General features: G+C 46.2%; 16 protein-coding genes. 14 read left to right on the top strand and 2 right to left on the bottom strand.

All coding sequences use genetic code 11. The features are described from left to right. The first annotated feature begins 6 nt into the window (after positions 1–6). The 13 genes from leuB to KF839_RS02410 all read left to right on the top strand — a co-directional run bounded on the left by leuB (position 7) and on the right by KF839_RS02410 (position 15057). The gene (gene leuB, locus KF839_RS02350) at positions 7–1068 is read left to right on the top strand and encodes a 3-isopropylmalate dehydrogenase (RefSeq protein WP_292916329.1); all 1062 of its coding nucleotides are present in this window, start codon (positions 7–9) and stop codon (positions 1066–1068) included. A gap of 138 nt (positions 1069–1206) precedes the next feature. Beyond that, positions 1207–2319 carry an aspartate-semialdehyde dehydrogenase gene (gene asd / locus KF839_RS02355; protein WP_292916213.1) on the top strand — a complete coding sequence of 371 codons (1113 nt, stop codon included), beginning with the start codon at positions 1207–1209 and terminating at the stop codon, positions 2317–2319. Between the two features lie 186 nt (positions 2320–2505). Beyond that, positions 2506–4971, top strand: a complete 2466-nt coding sequence (locus KF839_RS02360; RefSeq protein WP_292916214.1) for a motility hub landmark protein FimV — start codon at positions 2506–2508, stop codon at positions 4969–4971. A 65-nt stretch (positions 4972–5036) separates the two neighbouring features. After that, the gene (truA, locus tag KF839_RS02365; RefSeq protein ID WP_292916215.1) at positions 5037–5837 is read left to right on the top strand and encodes a tRNA pseudouridine(38-40) synthase TruA; all 801 of its coding nucleotides are present in this window, start codon (positions 5037–5039) and stop codon (positions 5835–5837) included. Between the two features lie 22 nt (positions 5838–5859). Further along, positions 5860–6486, top strand: a complete 627-nt coding sequence (locus tag KF839_RS02370) for a phosphoribosylanthranilate isomerase (RefSeq protein ID WP_292916216.1) — start codon at positions 5860–5862, stop codon at positions 6484–6486. Continuing rightward, a complete protein-coding gene (trpB, locus tag KF839_RS02375) occupies positions 6473–7672 on the top strand; it encodes a tryptophan synthase subunit beta (RefSeq protein ID WP_292916217.1) in 1200 nt (399 codons plus the stop codon). The genes KF839_RS02370 and trpB overlap by 14 nt, the downstream gene beginning before the upstream one ends. Before the next feature lie 62 nt (positions 7673–7734). Next, positions 7735–8598 carry a tryptophan synthase subunit alpha gene (trpA, locus tag KF839_RS02380; protein ID WP_292916218.1) on the top strand — a complete coding sequence of 288 codons (864 nt, stop codon included), beginning with the start codon at positions 7735–7737 and terminating at the stop codon, positions 8596–8598. Between the two features lie 36 nt (positions 8599–8634). Next, positions 8635–9510, top strand: coding sequence for an acetyl-CoA carboxylase, carboxyltransferase subunit beta (accD, locus tag KF839_RS02385; protein ID WP_292916219.1), 876 nt, complete (start codon positions 8635–8637; stop codon positions 9508–9510). 23 nt (positions 9511–9533) lie between these two features. Then, positions 9534–10832 carry a bifunctional tetrahydrofolate synthase/dihydrofolate synthase gene (gene folC / locus KF839_RS02390; RefSeq protein ID WP_292916220.1) on the top strand — a complete coding sequence of 433 codons (1299 nt, stop codon included), beginning with the start codon at positions 9534–9536 and terminating at the stop codon, positions 10830–10832. A gap of 22 nt (positions 10833–10854) precedes the next feature. Further along, positions 10855–11577: an SPOR domain-containing protein gene (locus KF839_RS02395; protein WP_292916221.1), complete on the top strand. Its 723-nt coding sequence runs from the start codon at positions 10855–10857 to the stop codon at positions 11575–11577. Positions 11578–11632: 55 nt separating this feature from the next. After that, a complete protein-coding gene (locus tag KF839_RS02400) occupies positions 11633–12139 on the top strand; it encodes a CvpA family protein (RefSeq protein ID WP_292916222.1) in 507 nt (168 codons plus the stop codon). A 133-nt stretch (positions 12140–12272) separates the two neighbouring features. Beyond that, positions 12273–13793, top strand: coding sequence for an amidophosphoribosyltransferase (gene purF, locus KF839_RS02405; protein ID WP_292916223.1), 1521 nt, complete (start codon positions 12273–12275; stop codon positions 13791–13793). Positions 13794–13881: 88 nt separating this feature from the next. After that, positions 13882–15057, top strand: coding sequence for an O-succinylhomoserine sulfhydrylase (locus KF839_RS02410; RefSeq protein ID WP_292916224.1), 1176 nt, complete (start codon positions 13882–13884; stop codon positions 15055–15057). A gap of 65 nt (positions 15058–15122) precedes the next feature. Here the strand turns inward: KF839_RS02410 and KF839_RS02415 are convergent, their stop codons facing one another. Next, positions 15123–15614: a peptidylprolyl isomerase gene (locus tag KF839_RS02415; RefSeq protein ID WP_292916225.1), complete on the bottom strand. Its 492-nt coding sequence runs from the start codon at positions 15612–15614 to the stop codon at positions 15123–15125. Between the two features lie 29 nt (positions 15615–15643). Next, entirely contained in the window at positions 15644–16237 is a 594-nt protein-coding gene (locus KF839_RS02420; protein WP_292916226.1) for a peptidylprolyl isomerase, read from the bottom strand. A gap of 150 nt (positions 16238–16387) precedes the next feature. Between KF839_RS02420 and cysS the strand changes: the two genes are divergently transcribed. Then, a complete protein-coding gene (gene cysS, locus KF839_RS02425; protein ID WP_292916227.1) occupies positions 16388–17770 on the top strand; it encodes a cysteine--tRNA ligase in 1383 nt (460 codons plus the stop codon). The last annotated feature ends 3 nt before the right edge of the window (positions 17771–17773 follow it).

Here is a 17773-nt window from a genome sequence, read left to right on the forward strand (position 1 = left end):
GATATGATGAAAATCGCAGTTTTGGCTGGCGATGGGATCGGACCTGAAATTGTAGCGCAAGCGGTACGAATCCTGGATCGCCTTAAAAGTGACGGGCTTGAAATCGAGTTGGAATATGGTTTGATCGGCGGCTGTGCCGTAGATGCAACCGGAGAACCCTATCCTGAAGCGACGCATCGTTTGGCAAATGAAGCGGATGCAGTGCTGCTAGGCGCTGTGGGTGGTCCGCAATACGATGCGTTGCCGCGGCATCAGCGTCCTGAGAGAGGGCTGTTAGCAATCCGCAAGGCGCTCAACCTGTTTGCAAATTTACGTCCGGCGATCCTATATCCGGAACTCGCCAATGCATCGAGTTTGAAGTATGACGTTGTCGCCGGACTCGATGTCATGATTGTGCGTGAACTGACCGGAGACATCTATTTTGGCGAACCGCGGGGTATTGAACTGCGGGATGGGCAACGTGTCGGTTTTAACACGATGATTTATAGCGAATCGGAGATTAGAAGAATCGCACATGTCGCATTCCAGGCGGCGGCCAAACGGCAAGGCCGATTGTGTTCGGTGGATAAAATGAACGTACTGGAATGTACACAGTTATGGCGTGATGTCGTGTCGGAAGTGGCGAAGGAGTATTCACAAGTGACCTTATCGCATATGCTGGTCGACAATGCCGCCATGCAACTGGTGCGCAATCCCAAACAATTTGATGTGATCGTCACTGGTAATATGTTTGGTGATATTCTGTCTGACGAAGCCTCCATGTTGACCGGGTCGATCGGCATGTTGCCTTCGGCTTCGCTCGATGAAAATAATAAGGGATTGTATGAGCCGATTCATGGATCCGCGCCGGATCTTGCCGGAAAAGATTTAGCCAATCCATTGGCGACCATCTTGTCGGTTGCAATGATGTTGCGCTATACATTCAATCACGAAGAAGCTGCGCAGCGAATTGAAAATGCGATCAAGAAGGTTCTGGCGTCCGGCTATCGGACAAAAGATATTGATGAGCCGGGAATGAGGTCTGTGGGTACAAAAGCGATGGGTGACGCGGTATTGGAGTCGATGTGAGTTTTTCTGGCGGTAATTCAATAATTGAAATGAAAAAGGTGTGCTAATTATTTGTTATCTATTAGCAAAGTAGGCTAGTATTGCTAATGTGATGCTTTGTATTTATTAAGTTGTCTTTTTTAGGATAAGAGATTTGCAATGAAACAAGTCGGTTTTGTCGGTTGGCGTGGTATGGTGGGTTCGGTATTAATGCAAAGAATGCGGGAAGAAGAGGATTTTTCCTTGATTGATCCCGTATTTTTTACAACGTCACAGAAGGGTGGTACGGGCCCCGAGATTGGTAAGGAAGTGCCCGCACTGAAAGATGCATTTGACATCGATCAACTGAGTGCGATGGATATCATTATTTCTTGCCAAGGTGGCGACTATACTCACCAAGTATTTAAACAATTGCGTCAAGCAGGTTGGCAAGGCTATTGGATCGACGCGGCTTCGGCTTTGCGGATGGAAAAGGACGCTGTCATTATTTTGGATCCGGTCAATAAACCTGTGATCGAGCAGGCGCTTCATGACGGAGTAAAAAATTACATTGGCGGAAATTGTACGGTCAGTTTGATGCTGATGGCGGTTGGCGGGCTCTTCGAAAAAGGCATGGTGGAATGGATGAGCGCAATGACGTACCAAGCAGCTTCCGGAGCCGGGGCGAAAAACATGCGCGAGTTGCTCCAGCAAATGGGAGAGGCGCATCGCGTGGCTAAAGATTTGCTGGAAAATCCCTCATCCAGTATTTTGGATATTGATCGCGAAGTTGCCGGTACCTTGCGAGACAAGAATTTTCCCAAAGAAAATTTCGGCGTGCCGTTAGCCGGAAGCTTGATACCCTGGATTGATAAAGAAGTTGCTAATGGTCAAAGCCGTGAAGAATGGAAAGGGCAAGCTGAAACCAACAAGATTCTTGGAAGTGGTGATCAGCAAATTCCTGTCGATGGAATTTGTGTGCGGGTCGGTGCGATGCGCTGCCATAGTCAAGCATTAACGATTAAACTGAAACAGGATGTTCCCTTGGATGAGATTGAAGGTATTATCGCTCACTCCAATGACTGGGTGCAGGTGGTACCCAATGAACGTGAAGCAACAACTGCGAGTTTAACCCCCGCTGCGGTAACAGGCACGTTATCCATACCCGTCGGCCGGTTGCGTAAATTGGCGATGGGTCGTGAGTATTTGTCGGTATTCACGGTTGGCGATCAATTGTTGTGGGGTGCTGCCGAACCGTTGCGGAGAATGTTGCGGATACTGATTCAGCATTAAATTGCTGTTGCCATTTGATAATTCTTGAATACCAAATAATTTTTAGAGTTTGCATAAAAGAAATTAGCCTATTATTTAACGCATAATTCCGGCTTGTATGATTACGCCACAATGCTAGCCTTCCGATATTTATTTTCGAAAACTTGAGAGGGTACTTCAGTGTATAGAACATCTTTTAGAGTAAGCTTGTTTGTAATCATTCTGATGTTACCGGCTGCCATTTATGCCGCAGGACTTGGTAAGCTGATACTTAACTCAGCGTTAGGGCAGCCTTTAAATGCTGAAATTGATATTGTCACTACCAATAGTGATGAAATCCCGACTCTAAAAGCCAGTGTCGCGACGCGGGAAGCATTTGCTCAAGCGGGTATCAGCTATGAATCAGTGTTGTCGACCGTTCAGGTATCGGTGGAATCGAGGGTGAATGGCGGTCCCTATGTCAAGTTAACTTCTCCGCAAGCAGTTAATGATCCATTTTTGATGGTTCTCATCGAATTAAGCTGGTCTTCCGGCAAGATTTTGCGGGAATATACCGTATTGCTCGATCCGGCTGATTCGAATACACAGAATTTCGCTGCTGCATCGGCGAGCCACACGCCGCAGATTACGACATCCCGACTGGAAACCGATAACGTGGCGGAAATCGAAGAGGATCGCAAGTCCGATACACGGACAAGAACGCGTGACAATACTTCCAACAGGCAAGGCGCTAAAACATATGGACCGGTAAGTCGAGGAGATACCCTGTCGTCCATAGCGCGCCGTGTATTACCGCCAGGGGTCAATCTTAACCAGATGCTGGTCGCGCTTCATCGCGCCAATCGTGAAGCTTTCATTGCTAACAACATGAATTTGCTTAAGGCTGGTGCAATTCTGAATATTCCTGATCAAAATGAAATTGCTGCGATCGATACTACAACGGCAAGTGCCGAAATCAAGATGCAGACCAATGATTGGCGTCAGTATCAAGCAAAATTGGCAACCGTTAGTAGAGAATCATCTTCGTCTCCGTCTATCAGTCAATCGGATCAAGGGCAAATCACAACGACCATCGATAAGAAATCGATCGCCGCTCCAGATACTCCCAAAGAAGTATTGAAGCTGTCGAGCGGTGCGCAATTGTTGGAAAACGATGGTCAAGTTGCTGATTCGAGCCTGGTGGATCGTTTGCGGATGATGGAAGAGGACGCGATTGCAAGAAATCTGGCTTTAAAAGAAGCAAACGAGCGCGTGGCCATGCTTGAAAAGAGTGTTGCGAATCTTAAGCATTTGCTGGAGTTGAAAGATTCGGTTTTGGCGCAAGCTCAAGTGAACGCAGAATCGCTATCCGCCGGTAATTTAAAACCTGAAACTCCGCCGCCTGCGATCATTGATTCGCCGGTTGAAACGAATGCTGAACCAGAGGTTCATGCGGCACCTTCGGAAGCAGAACCTGTTCCAATCGTACAACCAGTGCAAGAACCATCCATAGTGGCGAGTCCTGCGCCATTACCAGCGGAAAATGAGCAAGGGCCGGGTTTGATCGAGTTATTATTCGAATATCTTGAATATATTGCGGGCGCATCGGTTCTGGTGCTTTTGCTCGTATTTTTGATTATCCGAAGACGTAGAAAGCAATTAGAAGATGATGACGAGGAAGAAGAGTCCAGGAAAGAGGATTTTTCTTCCACAATGCGTTCCAGAATGGCTGCGATGACAGGCGCATCAGCCGCTGCCGCAGCGACTGCTGCTGATGATGATAGGTATCCGGCCGCTTCTGAAGATAATGATGAAGAGCTGACTTACGAAAATACCCATTCATATTCGGAACCAACTGATCGCGATGATGAGTTTAGTCATGATGAGCCGGATTTTGAGGAAAATATCGAAAATGATGAAGCAGCGAAATCGATAGCCGGAGCAACTGACGATGAAACCGATAGGGTATTGCAGCGGGAAGAGCAATCGATAGATTCTTCGTTGATCGATGAGAATTCTGAAGACAATCTTGAACAGCCGGTAGATTCCGTTCCAAATGATCAAGAAATGGATTTTTCCAATCAAATCGATTTCGATCTCGATGCCGAATCCGATGAAAAAGAAACAAAACGGGAATTATCCCAATCATCCAATGATGCTGGTATCGACATGTTGAGCCATGACGTCGAGAGCTTGGATTATCCTCTGGAAGTTGCTGCTGACGAGACGGAGACTGATGATTCCGGAACTTCTGGAAGGGTTGCAGCCGAAATGGATCAGGATGAAGTTGTTTTAGATTTTGATCCTGCAAGTATAGATTTGGATGACGAAGAAACTTCGGTCAAAAAAGAAGATTCCGTATTGAGCGATGCATCTGATTCGATAAGCGATGCCATTGAATTTGAGCAATCTGAGGAGATAGAGCTCGATTCTTCGCCTGAGACCCCGGCTATTGATTTGGCTGATATCAATTTGGACCTTGACGAATCCAATCAGACCGACCAGGTTGAAGAGATGGCGGATTTGGAAACGAATAGCGAACAGTGGCAGGAAGTTGAAACGAAACTTGATTTGGCAAAGGCTTATCAAGAAATGGATGATAAGGAAGGCGCCAAAGAGATGCTGGAAGAAGTCATCCGGGATGGTGATGCGAAACAGAAAAAGATTGCCAAGAAAATGCTGAAGAGTCTGTAGCGGTATGAGCAAAAAGGCTGATAGATAATTAATCGTGGTCAACTGGTAATGGCTGTCTTTTAGTTGTGCGAATAGTACTGGTCTTGGAATATGATGGCAGTCGCTATTGTGGATGGCAAAGTCAATTAGAGTCTTGCGCAATTCAGGATGTCGTTGAAAGTGCCTTGTCTGCAATAGCGCAGGAAGATGTCAGGGTCATTACGGCAGGAAGGACAGATGCCGGTGTTCATGCGTTTTATCAGGTGATACATTTTGATACGTTGGTTCACCGGCCCGTGAATGCTTGGGTGCGAGGCGTTAATGCGTTTCTGCCCGATGATATTTCGATACTCTGGGCTGGGGAAATCTCGGATAATTTTCATGCGCGCTATAGTGCTATTGAGCGGCGATATCTCTATCTATTATTGAATCAGCCGGTTAGGCCCGGGTTGCATCACAATAAAGTAGGCTGGTTTCACCAACCGCTAGAATTGGAGAAGATGCAAGCGGCGGGAAGATTTTTAATCGGGGAGCATGATTTTTCATCGTTCCGGGCTGCGGAGTGCCAAGCGAATTCACCGGTAAGAACAATGACTCATCTGAACATCACTCGCCAAGGAAATCTTGTGATTTTTGATTTGCGGGCGAATTCATTTTTGCATCATATGGTCCGAAATATTATCGGTTGCCTTGTTTATATCGGAAAAGGAAAGTATTCTTCCGATTGGATTGACGATCTCCTCAAACACAGGAACCGAATGTTTGCAGCACCGACTTTCTCCGCTTCGGGTCTGTATTTGGCGGGTGTTAAATACGATCCAAGTTGGGTGATTCCGGAGTTTTCCGAATTACCAATCATTTCCAGCGGCGCATTCCGCCAGAATTAACTGAGAGAAATTATCGATTTTCATGTCAGTGCGTGTAAAAGTATGTGGAATTACTCGGAGTGAAGATGCTGAGGCGGCCGTTCAAGCAGGCGCGGATGCTATTGGATTTGTTTTTTGGCCTAAGAGCGCGCGCAATATAGATCCTGATTTGGCCGGACGGATTAGCGCGATCATACCGCCCTTTGTATGTACTGTTGGAGTTTATGTCGACCCAGACATGGCGTGGGTGGAGGAGACTGCACGAGCTGCCAGGCTCAACCTGCTGCAATTTCATGGCGATGAATCACCGGAATTTTGTAGTCAATTTTCTCAGCCCTATATCAAAGCAATTCGAGTCAAATCAGATACAGATTTGCTACAATACGGTGCGCGTTACCGTACTGCGAAAGGATTGTTGTTGGATGCTTTTGCCGAGGGCATGCCGGGCGGTACGGGGCATGTATTTGATTGGCATCTTATCCCTAAGAATCTACCTGTTCCATTCATTCTGTCCGGTGGTTTGAATTCAGATAATGTTGCGTTGGCGATCAAGCAAACGAAACCTTGGGCGGTTGATGTCTCAAGCGGTGTCGAAGCAACGAAAGGTATCAAAGATAAGAAAAAAATTATTGCTTTTATGCAAGGAGTGAAAAATTGTGAATGCTTATGATCTTCCAAATAAAGAAGGCCATTTCGGTCCGTATGGAGGCATATTTGTTGCTGAAACGCTCATTTCAGCATTGGAAGATTTGCGAAAACAGTATGAATTTTACCGCAGCGATCCTGATTTCCTGGCTGAATTCGCCTATGAATTAAAGCATTATGTGGGGCGCCCCAGCCCGATTTATCATGCCAAGCGCTGGTCAGAACATTTAGGCGGCGCACAAATATTGCTGAAGCGTGAAGACCTGAATCACACCGGGGCGCATAAAATCAACAATACTATCGGACAAGCGCTGTTGGCCCGGCGTATGGGCAAAAAGCGCGTTATCGCCGAGACCGGCGCGGGACAACATGGCGTAGCCAGTGCTACGGTAGCGGCGCGTTATGGAATGGAATGCGTGGTTTATATGGGATCCGAAGACGTCAAGCGGCAAGCCACGAATGTGTATCGCATGAAATTGCTAGGTGCAACCGTAATTCCGGTCGAATCCGGATCCCGGACGTTGAAAGATGCCTTGAATGAAGCGATGCGGGATTGGGTGACCAATGTTGAAGATACCTTTTATATTATCGGTACCGTCGCGGGTCCGCATCCTTATCCAATGATGGTTAGAGATTTCCAGGTTGTGATTGGAACAGAAGCAAAAGCACAAATGCAGGAAGATTTTCAGCGGCAGCCGGATGCGTTGATCGCATGCGTTGGCGGCGGCTCTAACGCGATTGGCTTATTTTATCCCTATATTGACGATGCCAATGTTCGCTTGATCGGCGTTGAAGCAGCCGGCAAAGGCATTGATACCAACCAGCATGCAGCGACGTTGTCGACAGGAAAACCGGGCGTATTGCATGGCAATCGAACCTATCTGATTCAAGATGAGAACGGGCAGATTATTGAAACCCATTCCATTTCAGCCGGTCTGGATTATCCCGGTGTGGGACCGGAGCATGCCTGGCTCAAGGACTGCGGTCGAGCAGAGTATGTTGCAATTACCGATGATGAAGCTTTGGATGCATTTCATACGTTATGCCGCTACGAAGGCATTATGCCGGCGCTGGAATCAAGTCATGCCTTAGCTTATGCGGCCAAATATGCACCTACGCTATCCAAGGACAAATTGTTGTTGGTTAACCTCTCAGGGCGAGGTGATAAGGATATGGCGACGGTTGCGCAAATGTCAGGCTTGACACTTTAATGAGTGGCATTCGTATTTTCAATTTTTAATCTTCTGGAAAGAATTCCAATCGGAATACCCAAATGAGTTTTATTAAAAGCTTGCTGAATTTTTTAAGCGGTAGCAGTGATACTGATGTTAAGAAGTCAAATCGTATCGCTAAAACATTTAATATATTAAAAAGTCAAAACCGTAAGGCATTGATTCCTTTTATTACTGCGGGTGATCCCAATCCTCAGGTGACCGTGCCGCTCATGCATCAATTAGTTCATTCCGGTGCGAATATCATTGAGCTAGGGGTTCCTTTTTCGGATCCAATGGCCGATGGGCCAACGATTCAGAGATCGTCGGAACGTGCATTGAAGCATCATGTCAGCTTGAATGATGTACTGGATATGGTCAATGAGTTTAGGAAAACGGATTCGAGGACACCAATTGTTTTAATGGGGTATGCGAATCCCATCGAAGCAATGGGTTATGGATCATTTGCCGCCAAAGCGAAACAGTGTGGTATCGATGGCGTTCTGATTGTCGATTATCCGCCCGAAGAGTCGGAAAAATGGGTGGAGTGTCTCGATCAACAAGGAATCGATGCGATATTTTTGTTGTCTCCAACGACCCCGCAACAGCGCATTGAGCAGGTGGCAAAAGTGGCTCGGGGTTATGTTTATTATGTCTCGCTTAAAGGCGTCACTGGCGCATCGCATCTTGATTTGCAAGACGTTAGCGACATGCTGGCAAAATTACGCCAACATATTTCGTTACCGATCGGGGTAGGATTTGGCATTCGTGATGGCGCTACTGCAAAGGCGGTTGCAAGCTTGGCGGATGCTGTCGTGGTTGGCAGCCGGATTATCGAAGAAATTGAAAAATCAACAGAAGCGGAGATATTGGACAAGGGCGGCAACTTGTTAAATACACTTCGCAAAGCAATTGATGAGAATTGAAATAATCAATAACTCGCGCTTTAGGATACATTCGCTATGAGCTGGTTCCAAAATATTATTCCTCCAAAAATCAAAAGAAAAGAAGCCGGCGAGAAGAAAATTGTACCTGAAGGACTGTGGAGTAAATGCAATCATTGCGAAGCGGTTTTGTACTATACCGATTTAGCTAAGAACCTGAATGTTTGTCCAAAATGCGATTACCATAATCGTATTCCTGCGAGAGATAGGCTGGATTATTTGCTGGACCCCGAAGGGCGGTATGAAATCGGTGCGGAAGTGATGGCAACGGATGTTTTGAAATTTAAGGATAGCAAACGCTATGTGGACCGACTGACGCAAGCTCAGGAAAGTACTGATGAGAATGACTCTTTAGTGGTCATGCGAGGCACTATCAAGACAATCCCGGTTGTTGCTGCTGTATTCGAATTCGGTTTTATGGGTGGCTCCATGGGATCGGTCGTGGGAGAGCGGTTTGTACGGGGCGTTAAAACTTGCATTGATCACCATCTTCCTTTTATTTGCTTCAGTGCCAGCGGTGGCGCGCGGATGCAGGAGGGATTGTTTTCCCTGATGCAAATGGCAAAAACGACCGCTGCTTTAACGCGCCTCAGTCATAACAAATTGCCTTTTATTTCGGTATTGACGGATCCGACAATGGGGGGGGTATCCGCCAGTTTCGCCTTTATTGGTGATGTCGTGATTGCCGAACCTGGCGCATTAATCGGCTTTGCGGGGCCGCGTGTCATTGAGCAGACAGTCCGGCAGACACTCCCCGATGGTTTTCAACGCGCCGAGTTTCTTTTGCAGCATGGAGCGATCGACATGATTGTCGATCGCCGGCAAATGCGCGACAAGCTCGTCAATCTTTGTACTCAATTGATGCGGACTCCTATTCCCACTCCGTTACCATAATTCTTCTTTTTGGGTTCATGCAAATGGATGTGCCGGGCCTGACAGCGGAATCACTCGCAGATTGGTTGCATTACCTGGAATCGCTTCACCCAAGTACCATCGAAATGGGATTGGAACGGGTGGCTAATGTGCGATCCGAATTAGGGTTAATCCCTCGATTTCCAATCATCACAGTAGGGGGCACTAATGGAAAAGGTTCCGTTTGCGCCATGCTTGAAGCCATTCTACAGAGTGCGGGCTATAAAGTCGGTTGTTATACCTCTCCGCATTTAGTGCGATTTAACGAACGCATTCGAATTGATGGCAAGGAGATCGATAGCGAAAGTCTTTGCTTGGCTTTTTCGCAAGTGGAAGTCGCACGGCGGGATTGTCATACACCGCTGACTTTCTTTGAATTCAGTACGCTGGCTGCGATGCGTTGGTTTATTCAAACACGTGTGGATGTGGCGATTCTTGAGATTGGTTTGGGCGGCCGCCTCGATGCGGTTAATATCTTCGATCCGGATTGCGCAATTTTAACCAGTATCGATCTCGATCACATGGAGTATCTTGGAAATACGAGAGAGGAAATCGGATTCGAGAAAGCTGCGATTTTTAGGCAGAGTAAGCCAGCAATTTGTGCAGAGATAGACATACCGGATTCTGTCTATCAGCAGGCAAGAAAAATTGAGGCGCATTTGAGTAGATTCTCGAAAGAATTTGGCTTTCAATCAAAGATCAACCAGTGGGACTATTGGGGACCCAGGGGATGGCGCCATTCATTGCCCGTTCCAACGTTACGAGGTGACAAACAGCTACAAAACGCAAGTGCATGCTTAGCGGCTCTTGACGAAGTGAATGAACTGCTGCCCGTTAACATGAAGGATATTCGGCAAGGGTTGATCAAAGCGGCAATACCCGGTCGATTCCAGGTGGTTTCAACGCAGCCGATGATAATTTTGGATGTTGCGCACAATCCTGCCGCCGCTGCTGTTTTGGCGCAAAATTTGACTGCAACTCAGTGTGCCGGACGGACTTATGCCGTGTTTTCAATGTTGCAGGATAAGGATATTCAGGGTGTTGTGCAAAAGCTTAAAGACGAGATCGATGTTTGGTTGCTATTCCCAATTCAATCCCCTCGCGCCGCTACAGTCGAACATATCGTCCAAGAAATCCACGCTGCTGACTTTTTGAGGGGGAATCAATCAATATACCGCTTTTCTGACGGTGCTGAAGCCTTTGCTTTTGCCTGTGAACAAGCAGCTAAAAATGATAGAATTTGCATATTTGGATCTTTCTATACGGTTGGCGATGTGCTGAATCAGTTGCACATGTCCTCATGAGAGTAGTAATCGGATATTTCAAATGAATAAAAATATCAGCGAAGAAGAATTATTACTACGGAAACGCGCAAGAAGACGGTTGGTTGGCGCTATCGTTCTGGTTCTTATTTCTATTATCGTTTTGCCTGCAATTTTCGATGAGCCCAAACCGGAAACGGAACAGCATGAGATTGCGATTAATTTGCCGGAAGCGAATAAAAATGCAATTACAACTGCACCACCAATTCCGGAAGAAAATTTTTCGGCAAGCCTCGAATCTTCGAATGTGGTTGATCAGGCGGAATTACAAGAAAAATCAAAGATTGCTCATGCGACTCGGGATGAGAATGTTGAATCATCAAATTTTCAGAGACGTATCCCGATTCCCGGCATCAAACCTAAATTTGAACGACACGCAGCAACTCCATCCAGAACGCCTGCTGTGGCTGCGACAACTGCAAGTGCCGCTGTAGCGCCACCGAGTGCACCGGCGGTTGCGGCGGTTGTTAAGGCGCCGGTACAAGCCCCTGATGCGGAAAAAGGATTTGTTGTTCAGTTAGGCGCATTTTCGGATCCGGACAAAGCCAAGTTGCAACAAGCACTGTTATTATCGAACGGTTTTAAAGCTTATACGGAATCTTTGGTCATCAATGGCAATCAAGTGACGCGCGTGCGTACGGGACCTTTTCCTAATCGAAGTGCTGCGGATAGTGAAATAAAAAAATTAAAAACATTTGGCTTGGATGGCGTGGTGGTACCAAGATGAGTCGATATCGCAATTATTGATGTTAATGAATTAACTGAATAGTATCTCTTAACTGATGACCGTTTTTGATTATGTTGTTTCCGCTATTTTCTTGGTATCGATTGTATTGAGTATCCTGCGGGGATTTGTCCGTGAAGGATTGTCTATTGCCGGCTGGGTGGTCGCTTTTATTGTGGCCAGCTCTTACTCTTCATTCACTGAGCAGTTCCTGCCGGGTGAAATTGTTGGTGAGACATTGCGATATGCCATTGCATTCGTCGTAACGTTTCTTGCGGTTTTGCTGATTACAGCGCTCGCGACGATGTTACTGGCCGCTTTAATAAAGGGAATCGGTTTGGGGTTTATTGATCGATTGCTTGGTTCTGTTTTCGGTTTTATACGAGCGCTTGTGATAGTGATTTTATTGGTTTTAATGGCAGGATTGACCACGATTCCAAATCAAGTTTTCTGGCACCAAGCCGTATTAAGTCGTCCTTTGGAAGCGATTGCAATCCAAGTGCTGCCCTGGCTGCCCGACGATTTATCGAAACGTATTAGTTTTGAAAGAAAAGAAAATTTTTAAGCGTTAGTGAATGTAATAAGCGGCAGTTTATGAAAAATTGTTATTGTTGAAAAAAACACGACAGCAGTGCAATGATCTGGCTTATTAATTCCTAATTAAATACTGATTAAAGCAAAACCAACGGAGCATTTCTATGTGCGGAATTCTCGGTATTGTTGCAAAATCTCCAGCGAATCAACTTTTGTATGACGGTTTGTTAATGTTGCAGCATCGAGGGCAAGATGCAAGTGGCATCGTGACTGCGCAAGGCAACACGTTTCATATGCACAAAGGGCTTGGTTTGGTTCGTGATGTGTTTCGTACGAGAAATATGCGGGCGCTGTCAGGGAATATCGGCATCGGACATGTGCGTTATCCTACTGCGGGGTCTGTTAATTCACCAGCGGAAGCACAGCCTTTCTATGTCAATTCTCCTTTTGGAATTGTATTAAGTCACAATGGTAATCTGACCAATGCCGAACAGCTCAATCAAGAGCTTTTTAAAACGGATTTAAGGCATGTCAACACCAACTCGGATTCGGAGGTTCTGCTAAATGTTCTCGCGCACGAACTACAGGAGAGCACCAGGAATTGCCGGCTCGATCCGGAAACTATTTTCTCGGCTGTCGCCGGCGTGCATAAACGATGCAAAGGCGCCTATGCAGTGATAGCCATGATCGCCGGTTATGGATTATTAGCTTTTCGCGATCCTTATGGCATTCGGCCGTTAGTTTTTGGCACGGCGGAGAATGAGTTGGGCGACGAATATATCGTCGCATCGGAAAGTGTCGCACTGGATACATTGGGTTTTAAATTAATCCGCGATGTCGCACCGGGTGAAGCGATTTTTATCGATGAAGACGGTAATTTTTATAATAAACAATGCGCGATCGATTTTTCTCTGAATCCTTGTATTTTTGAATATGTCTATTTAGCGCGGCCTGATTCTGTCATCGATGGCGTTTCCGTCTATGAAACCCGTTTGAATATGGGTGAGCAGCTCGCGGAAAAAATAAAGAAAACGATGCACCATCTGGATATTGATGTTGTTATTCCAATTCCGGATTCCAGCCGCCCCAGCGCTTTACAGCTTGCTAATCACTTAGGTATCGATTTCCGCGAAGGCTTTGTCAAGAATCGATACGTTGGGCGTACTTTTATCATGCCAGGACAGCAACAAAGGCGTAAATCCGTACGGCAGAAATTAAATGCAATGAATATTGAGTTCCGTGGCAAGAATGTATTATTGGTCGACGATTCGATCGTGAGGGGGACTACCAGCCGCGAAATCGTTCAAATGGCGAGGGAAGCCGGCGCCAATAAGATCTTTTTTGCATCTGCCGCTCCACCGGTGAGATTCCCGAATGTGTATGGCATTGACATGCCGACCCGGCAGGAGTTAATCGCTACGGATCGGACGTCCGAACAAATATGTGAAGAGATTGGCGCGGATTATCTGGTATTCCAGGATCTGGAAGCACTCACTCAGGCCGTTTCCAAAGTATCCCATACCGTGAAGGATTTTGAAACATCCTGTTTCAACGGGATTTATATTACCGGCGATGTGACGCATGAGTATCTCAATACTCTGGAGTTACAAAGAAATTCCAGTCAACCGTTGTCACTTGCTCAATCGAACACGCAACTGGATTTAAGTTTGGTTTTTTCTGAATAAGATTATCGCGCTAACTATCGTAAAACCGTATTTTCTTCAAAGCACTGTAATAATCTAAATCACTTTTTATTTTCAAGACTTCAAAGATATGTCAGACAATTTGCAACCAGAGACGCTCGCGTTACATACCGGTATTCATCGTAGCCAGTTCAATGAGCATTCTGAGGCGATGTATTTGACTTCAAGTTTTGTATTTGAAAGTGCTGCTCAAGCAGCCGCTCGCTTTTCAGGGAATGAGCCAGGTAATATTTACTCGCGATTTACGAATCCTACTGTTACTGCATTCGAAGAACGACTGGCGGTACTGGAGGAAGCGGAAGCTTGCATTGCGACATCTTCGGGTATGTCGGCAATTTTAGCGTGCGTCATGGGATTATTGTCAGCCGGGGATCATATTGTCGCTTCGCAAAGCTTATTTGGTGCAACGGTAAATTTATTTAATAACATACTGAAGAAATTTAATATCGATACGACTTTCGTGTCGGCAACGGATGTTGATGCATGGCGAAGTGCGGTGCAACCGAATACCAAACTTTTTTTTCTGGAGACACCCTCTAATCCGTTAACTGAAATTTCTGATATTGCGGGATTGGCGCGAATCGCAAAAACAACCGGTGCATGGCTGGTTGTGGATAATTGCTTCTGTACGCCCATCTTACAAAAACCGCTTGAATTGGGAGCGGATATTGTCATTCATTCCGCCACCAAATATCTGGATGGGCAGGGAAGAGTCTTGGGAGGAGCCGTACTAGGAAAGCGGGAATTGCTAATGGATAGTGGAATATTCGGTTTCTTGCGAACCGCCGGTCCGACACTGAGCGCTTTCAATGCCTGGGTTATATTAAAAGGATTGGAAACACTTAAAATTCGTGTGGAAGCACATTCCGAAAATGCTCTGAGAATGGCGCAATGGCTGGAGAAACAGCCCAATGTGACACGCATTTTCTATCCCGGACTCACATCACATCCGCAGCATGACTTGGCAAAACGTCAGCAAAGATCAGGTGGCGGAATTGTCTCGTTCGAAGTTAAAGGCGGTAAAGAAGCCGCTTGGCGCGTGATTGATTCGACTCGCTTGATTTCGATTACCGCGAACTTGGGCGATGCAAAAAGTACGCTGACGCATCCAGCGACTACGACACATGCACGGATTAGTCAGGAGGCCCGGGATGCCGCCGGGATAACGGACGGATTGCTACGTATCGCAGTGGGACTGGAGTCAGTTCAGGATCTCCAAGCTGATTTGGCGCGAGGACTTGCTTAAACCTTTTAAGCTATCGCCAAGTGGTGTGTGCCAATGCCGAACTGGGTTTGTCTTGCCGTTCATGGTTAAATCACTTCGGCTTTCTCGATGATGACATCTTCCAGCGGCACGTTCTGATGACCGGCATAATCGCCGGTTTTGACTTTCTTGATTGCATCAACGACATCTTGTCCCTCGACGACTTTCCCGAATACGCAATAACCATAGCCTTGTGTCGTCGGAGATTTATAATTCAGGAAACCATTGCTAGTCACATTGATAAAGAATTGCGCGGTGGCTGAATGGACATCGGCTGTTCGTGCCATGGCAATCGTGTAAGCATCGTTGCGGAGGCCATTGGCCGCCTCATTTTGGATGGGTGACTGGGTTGATTTTTGTTTCATTCCGGGTGCAAATCCTCCGCCCTGAATCATGAAATCGTCAATGACGCGATGAAACAATGTGTTGTCGTAAAAACCGCTCGAAACATAATTCAAAAAATTTTGTACGGTTTCTGGCGCTTTTTCGCTGTCGAGTTCCAGTATTATGGCGCCAAAGTTAGTTTGCAGTTTGACCATATCAGTCCTAAATTGATTGATGAATTGTACTATTGAGTGCTGCTGTTTTCTGACACGGGCAATCTAACGATATCCTCAATAATCACCTTATTTTTCGGTACATCGCTGGGAAATGGGCCGGCGGAGCCGGTAGGGGTCGCAGCAATTTTGTTAACGACTTCCATTCCACTGACTACTTTTCCAAATACCGCGTAACCATAGCCGCTTTGACTAGGTGCTTTATAATCCAGAAATTGATTATTGGCGACGTTGATAAAAAATTGCGCGGACGCGGAATGAGGATCCGATGTGCGTGCCATAGCGATGGTGCCAATTTCATTTCTAAGGTCATTTGCGGCTTCGTTGCGAATCGGAGGGCGGGTCGGTTTCTGGTTAAACGCTTGATCGAAACCGCCACCTTGAATCATAAATCCGGCAATTACCCGATGAAATATCGTGTTCTTGTAAAAACCGTCTTCTACATATTCTAAGAAATTTTCTACCGTTTTAGGTGCTTTGTCAGGATACAGCTCAAGAACGATAGTGCCGGCATTCGTTCTCATTTCGACCATGATATTAGCTGCGAAAACATTCAAATGAGTTAAAAACAGAATAGTGAACAGCACAACTTGGTAACGTCGCATCGATATTCGGCCTATGGTAATGGATGGTAAGAGTTTCATTTAAACACTATGTTATACTCTGCGGCACTTTTTTGAGTGCAGACGATAACACACAGCATTCGAGATTCTATCAATAAGATAAACAGAATTACAATTCGATTCGTTGATCATATGCTCAAGATATACAATTCAATCGCCCGCGAGAAACAAGAATTCATTCCTATTTCGCCCGGAAAAGTAAAGATCTATGTTTGCGGCATGACGGTTTATGATTACTGCCATTTGGGGCATGCACGGGTTCTGGTGGTTTTTGACATGGTTGTCCGGTGGTTCAGAGCCAATGGTTTCGAAGTAATTTATGTTCGAAATATCACCGATATCGACGATAAGATCATTAATCGTGCGCAAGAAAACAATGAATCGATCGGCGCGTTAACCGCGCGTTTCATCCAGGCAATGGATGAGGATGCTGCAGCGCTGGGTGTCGTGCCGCCCAGTCATGAGCCGCGTGCCACAAATTATGTAAATCATATGGTTGCAATGATCGATATGCTGGTTAAGAAGAATCTGGCATACCCGGCGAGTAATGGCGATGTCTATTATGCGGTTCATAATTTTCCCGGTTATGGAAAATTGTCTGGTAAATCTTTAAATGATCTTCGTGCCGGTGAACGTGTTGAAATTGACTCCAGTAAAAAGGATCCGCTGGATTTTGTATTATGGAAGTCGGCAAAAGCCGGCGAACCGTTCTGGGAATCTCCCTGGGGCAATGGCCGTCCGGGATGGCATATCGAGTGTTCGGCGATGAGCGAGCAGTTACTGGGTATTCATTTTGATATTCACGGAGGCGGCCAGGATTTGCAGTTTCCGCATCACGAAAATGAAATTGCTCAAAGTGAAGGCGCGCATGATCATGTGTTCGTGAATTACTGGATGCATAACGGTTTTGTGCGTGTTGACAATGAAAAGATGTCGAAGTCGCTTGGGAATTTTTTTACTGTTAGGGAAATTCTCAAGTTATACCAACCGGAAGTGGTGCGTTTTTTTATTTTACGAGCGCACTACCGCAGTCCGCTCAATTATTCCGATCAACATCTGAAAGATACAAAGCTTGCGCTCGATCGACTATATATCGCATTAAAGGATGCCGGGCCGGTCGTTATACAAACCATTGACTGGAGTAACCACCATGCACAAAAGTTTAAAGCGGCCATGGAAGATGATTTCAATACGCCGGATGCAATCGCCGTACTGTTTGAGCTGGCAAGCGAGATAAACAAAACACGCTCGGAAGATCGTGCGGCATTATTGAAGGCGCTGGGTGAACTGCTCGGGTTATTACAGCAAAATCCGGTTGATTATTTGCAAAACGCCTTGGCGGTTGATAACGCTACTTCATTGACACAAGATCAGATCGAATCGTTGATTCAACAGCGTATCGAGGCGCGCAAAACGGGGCGTTATGCGGAAGCAGACGAGATCCGGAAGAATCTTCAACAACAGGGTATTATTTTGGAAGATGGCGCCCAAGGCACTACCTGGCGGCGTGTTTAGCAT

It is taken from the genome of Nitrosomonas sp., assembly GCF_019635155.1.
Taxonomy (GTDB): Bacteria; Pseudomonadota; Gammaproteobacteria; order Burkholderiales; family Nitrosomonadaceae; genus Nitrosomonas.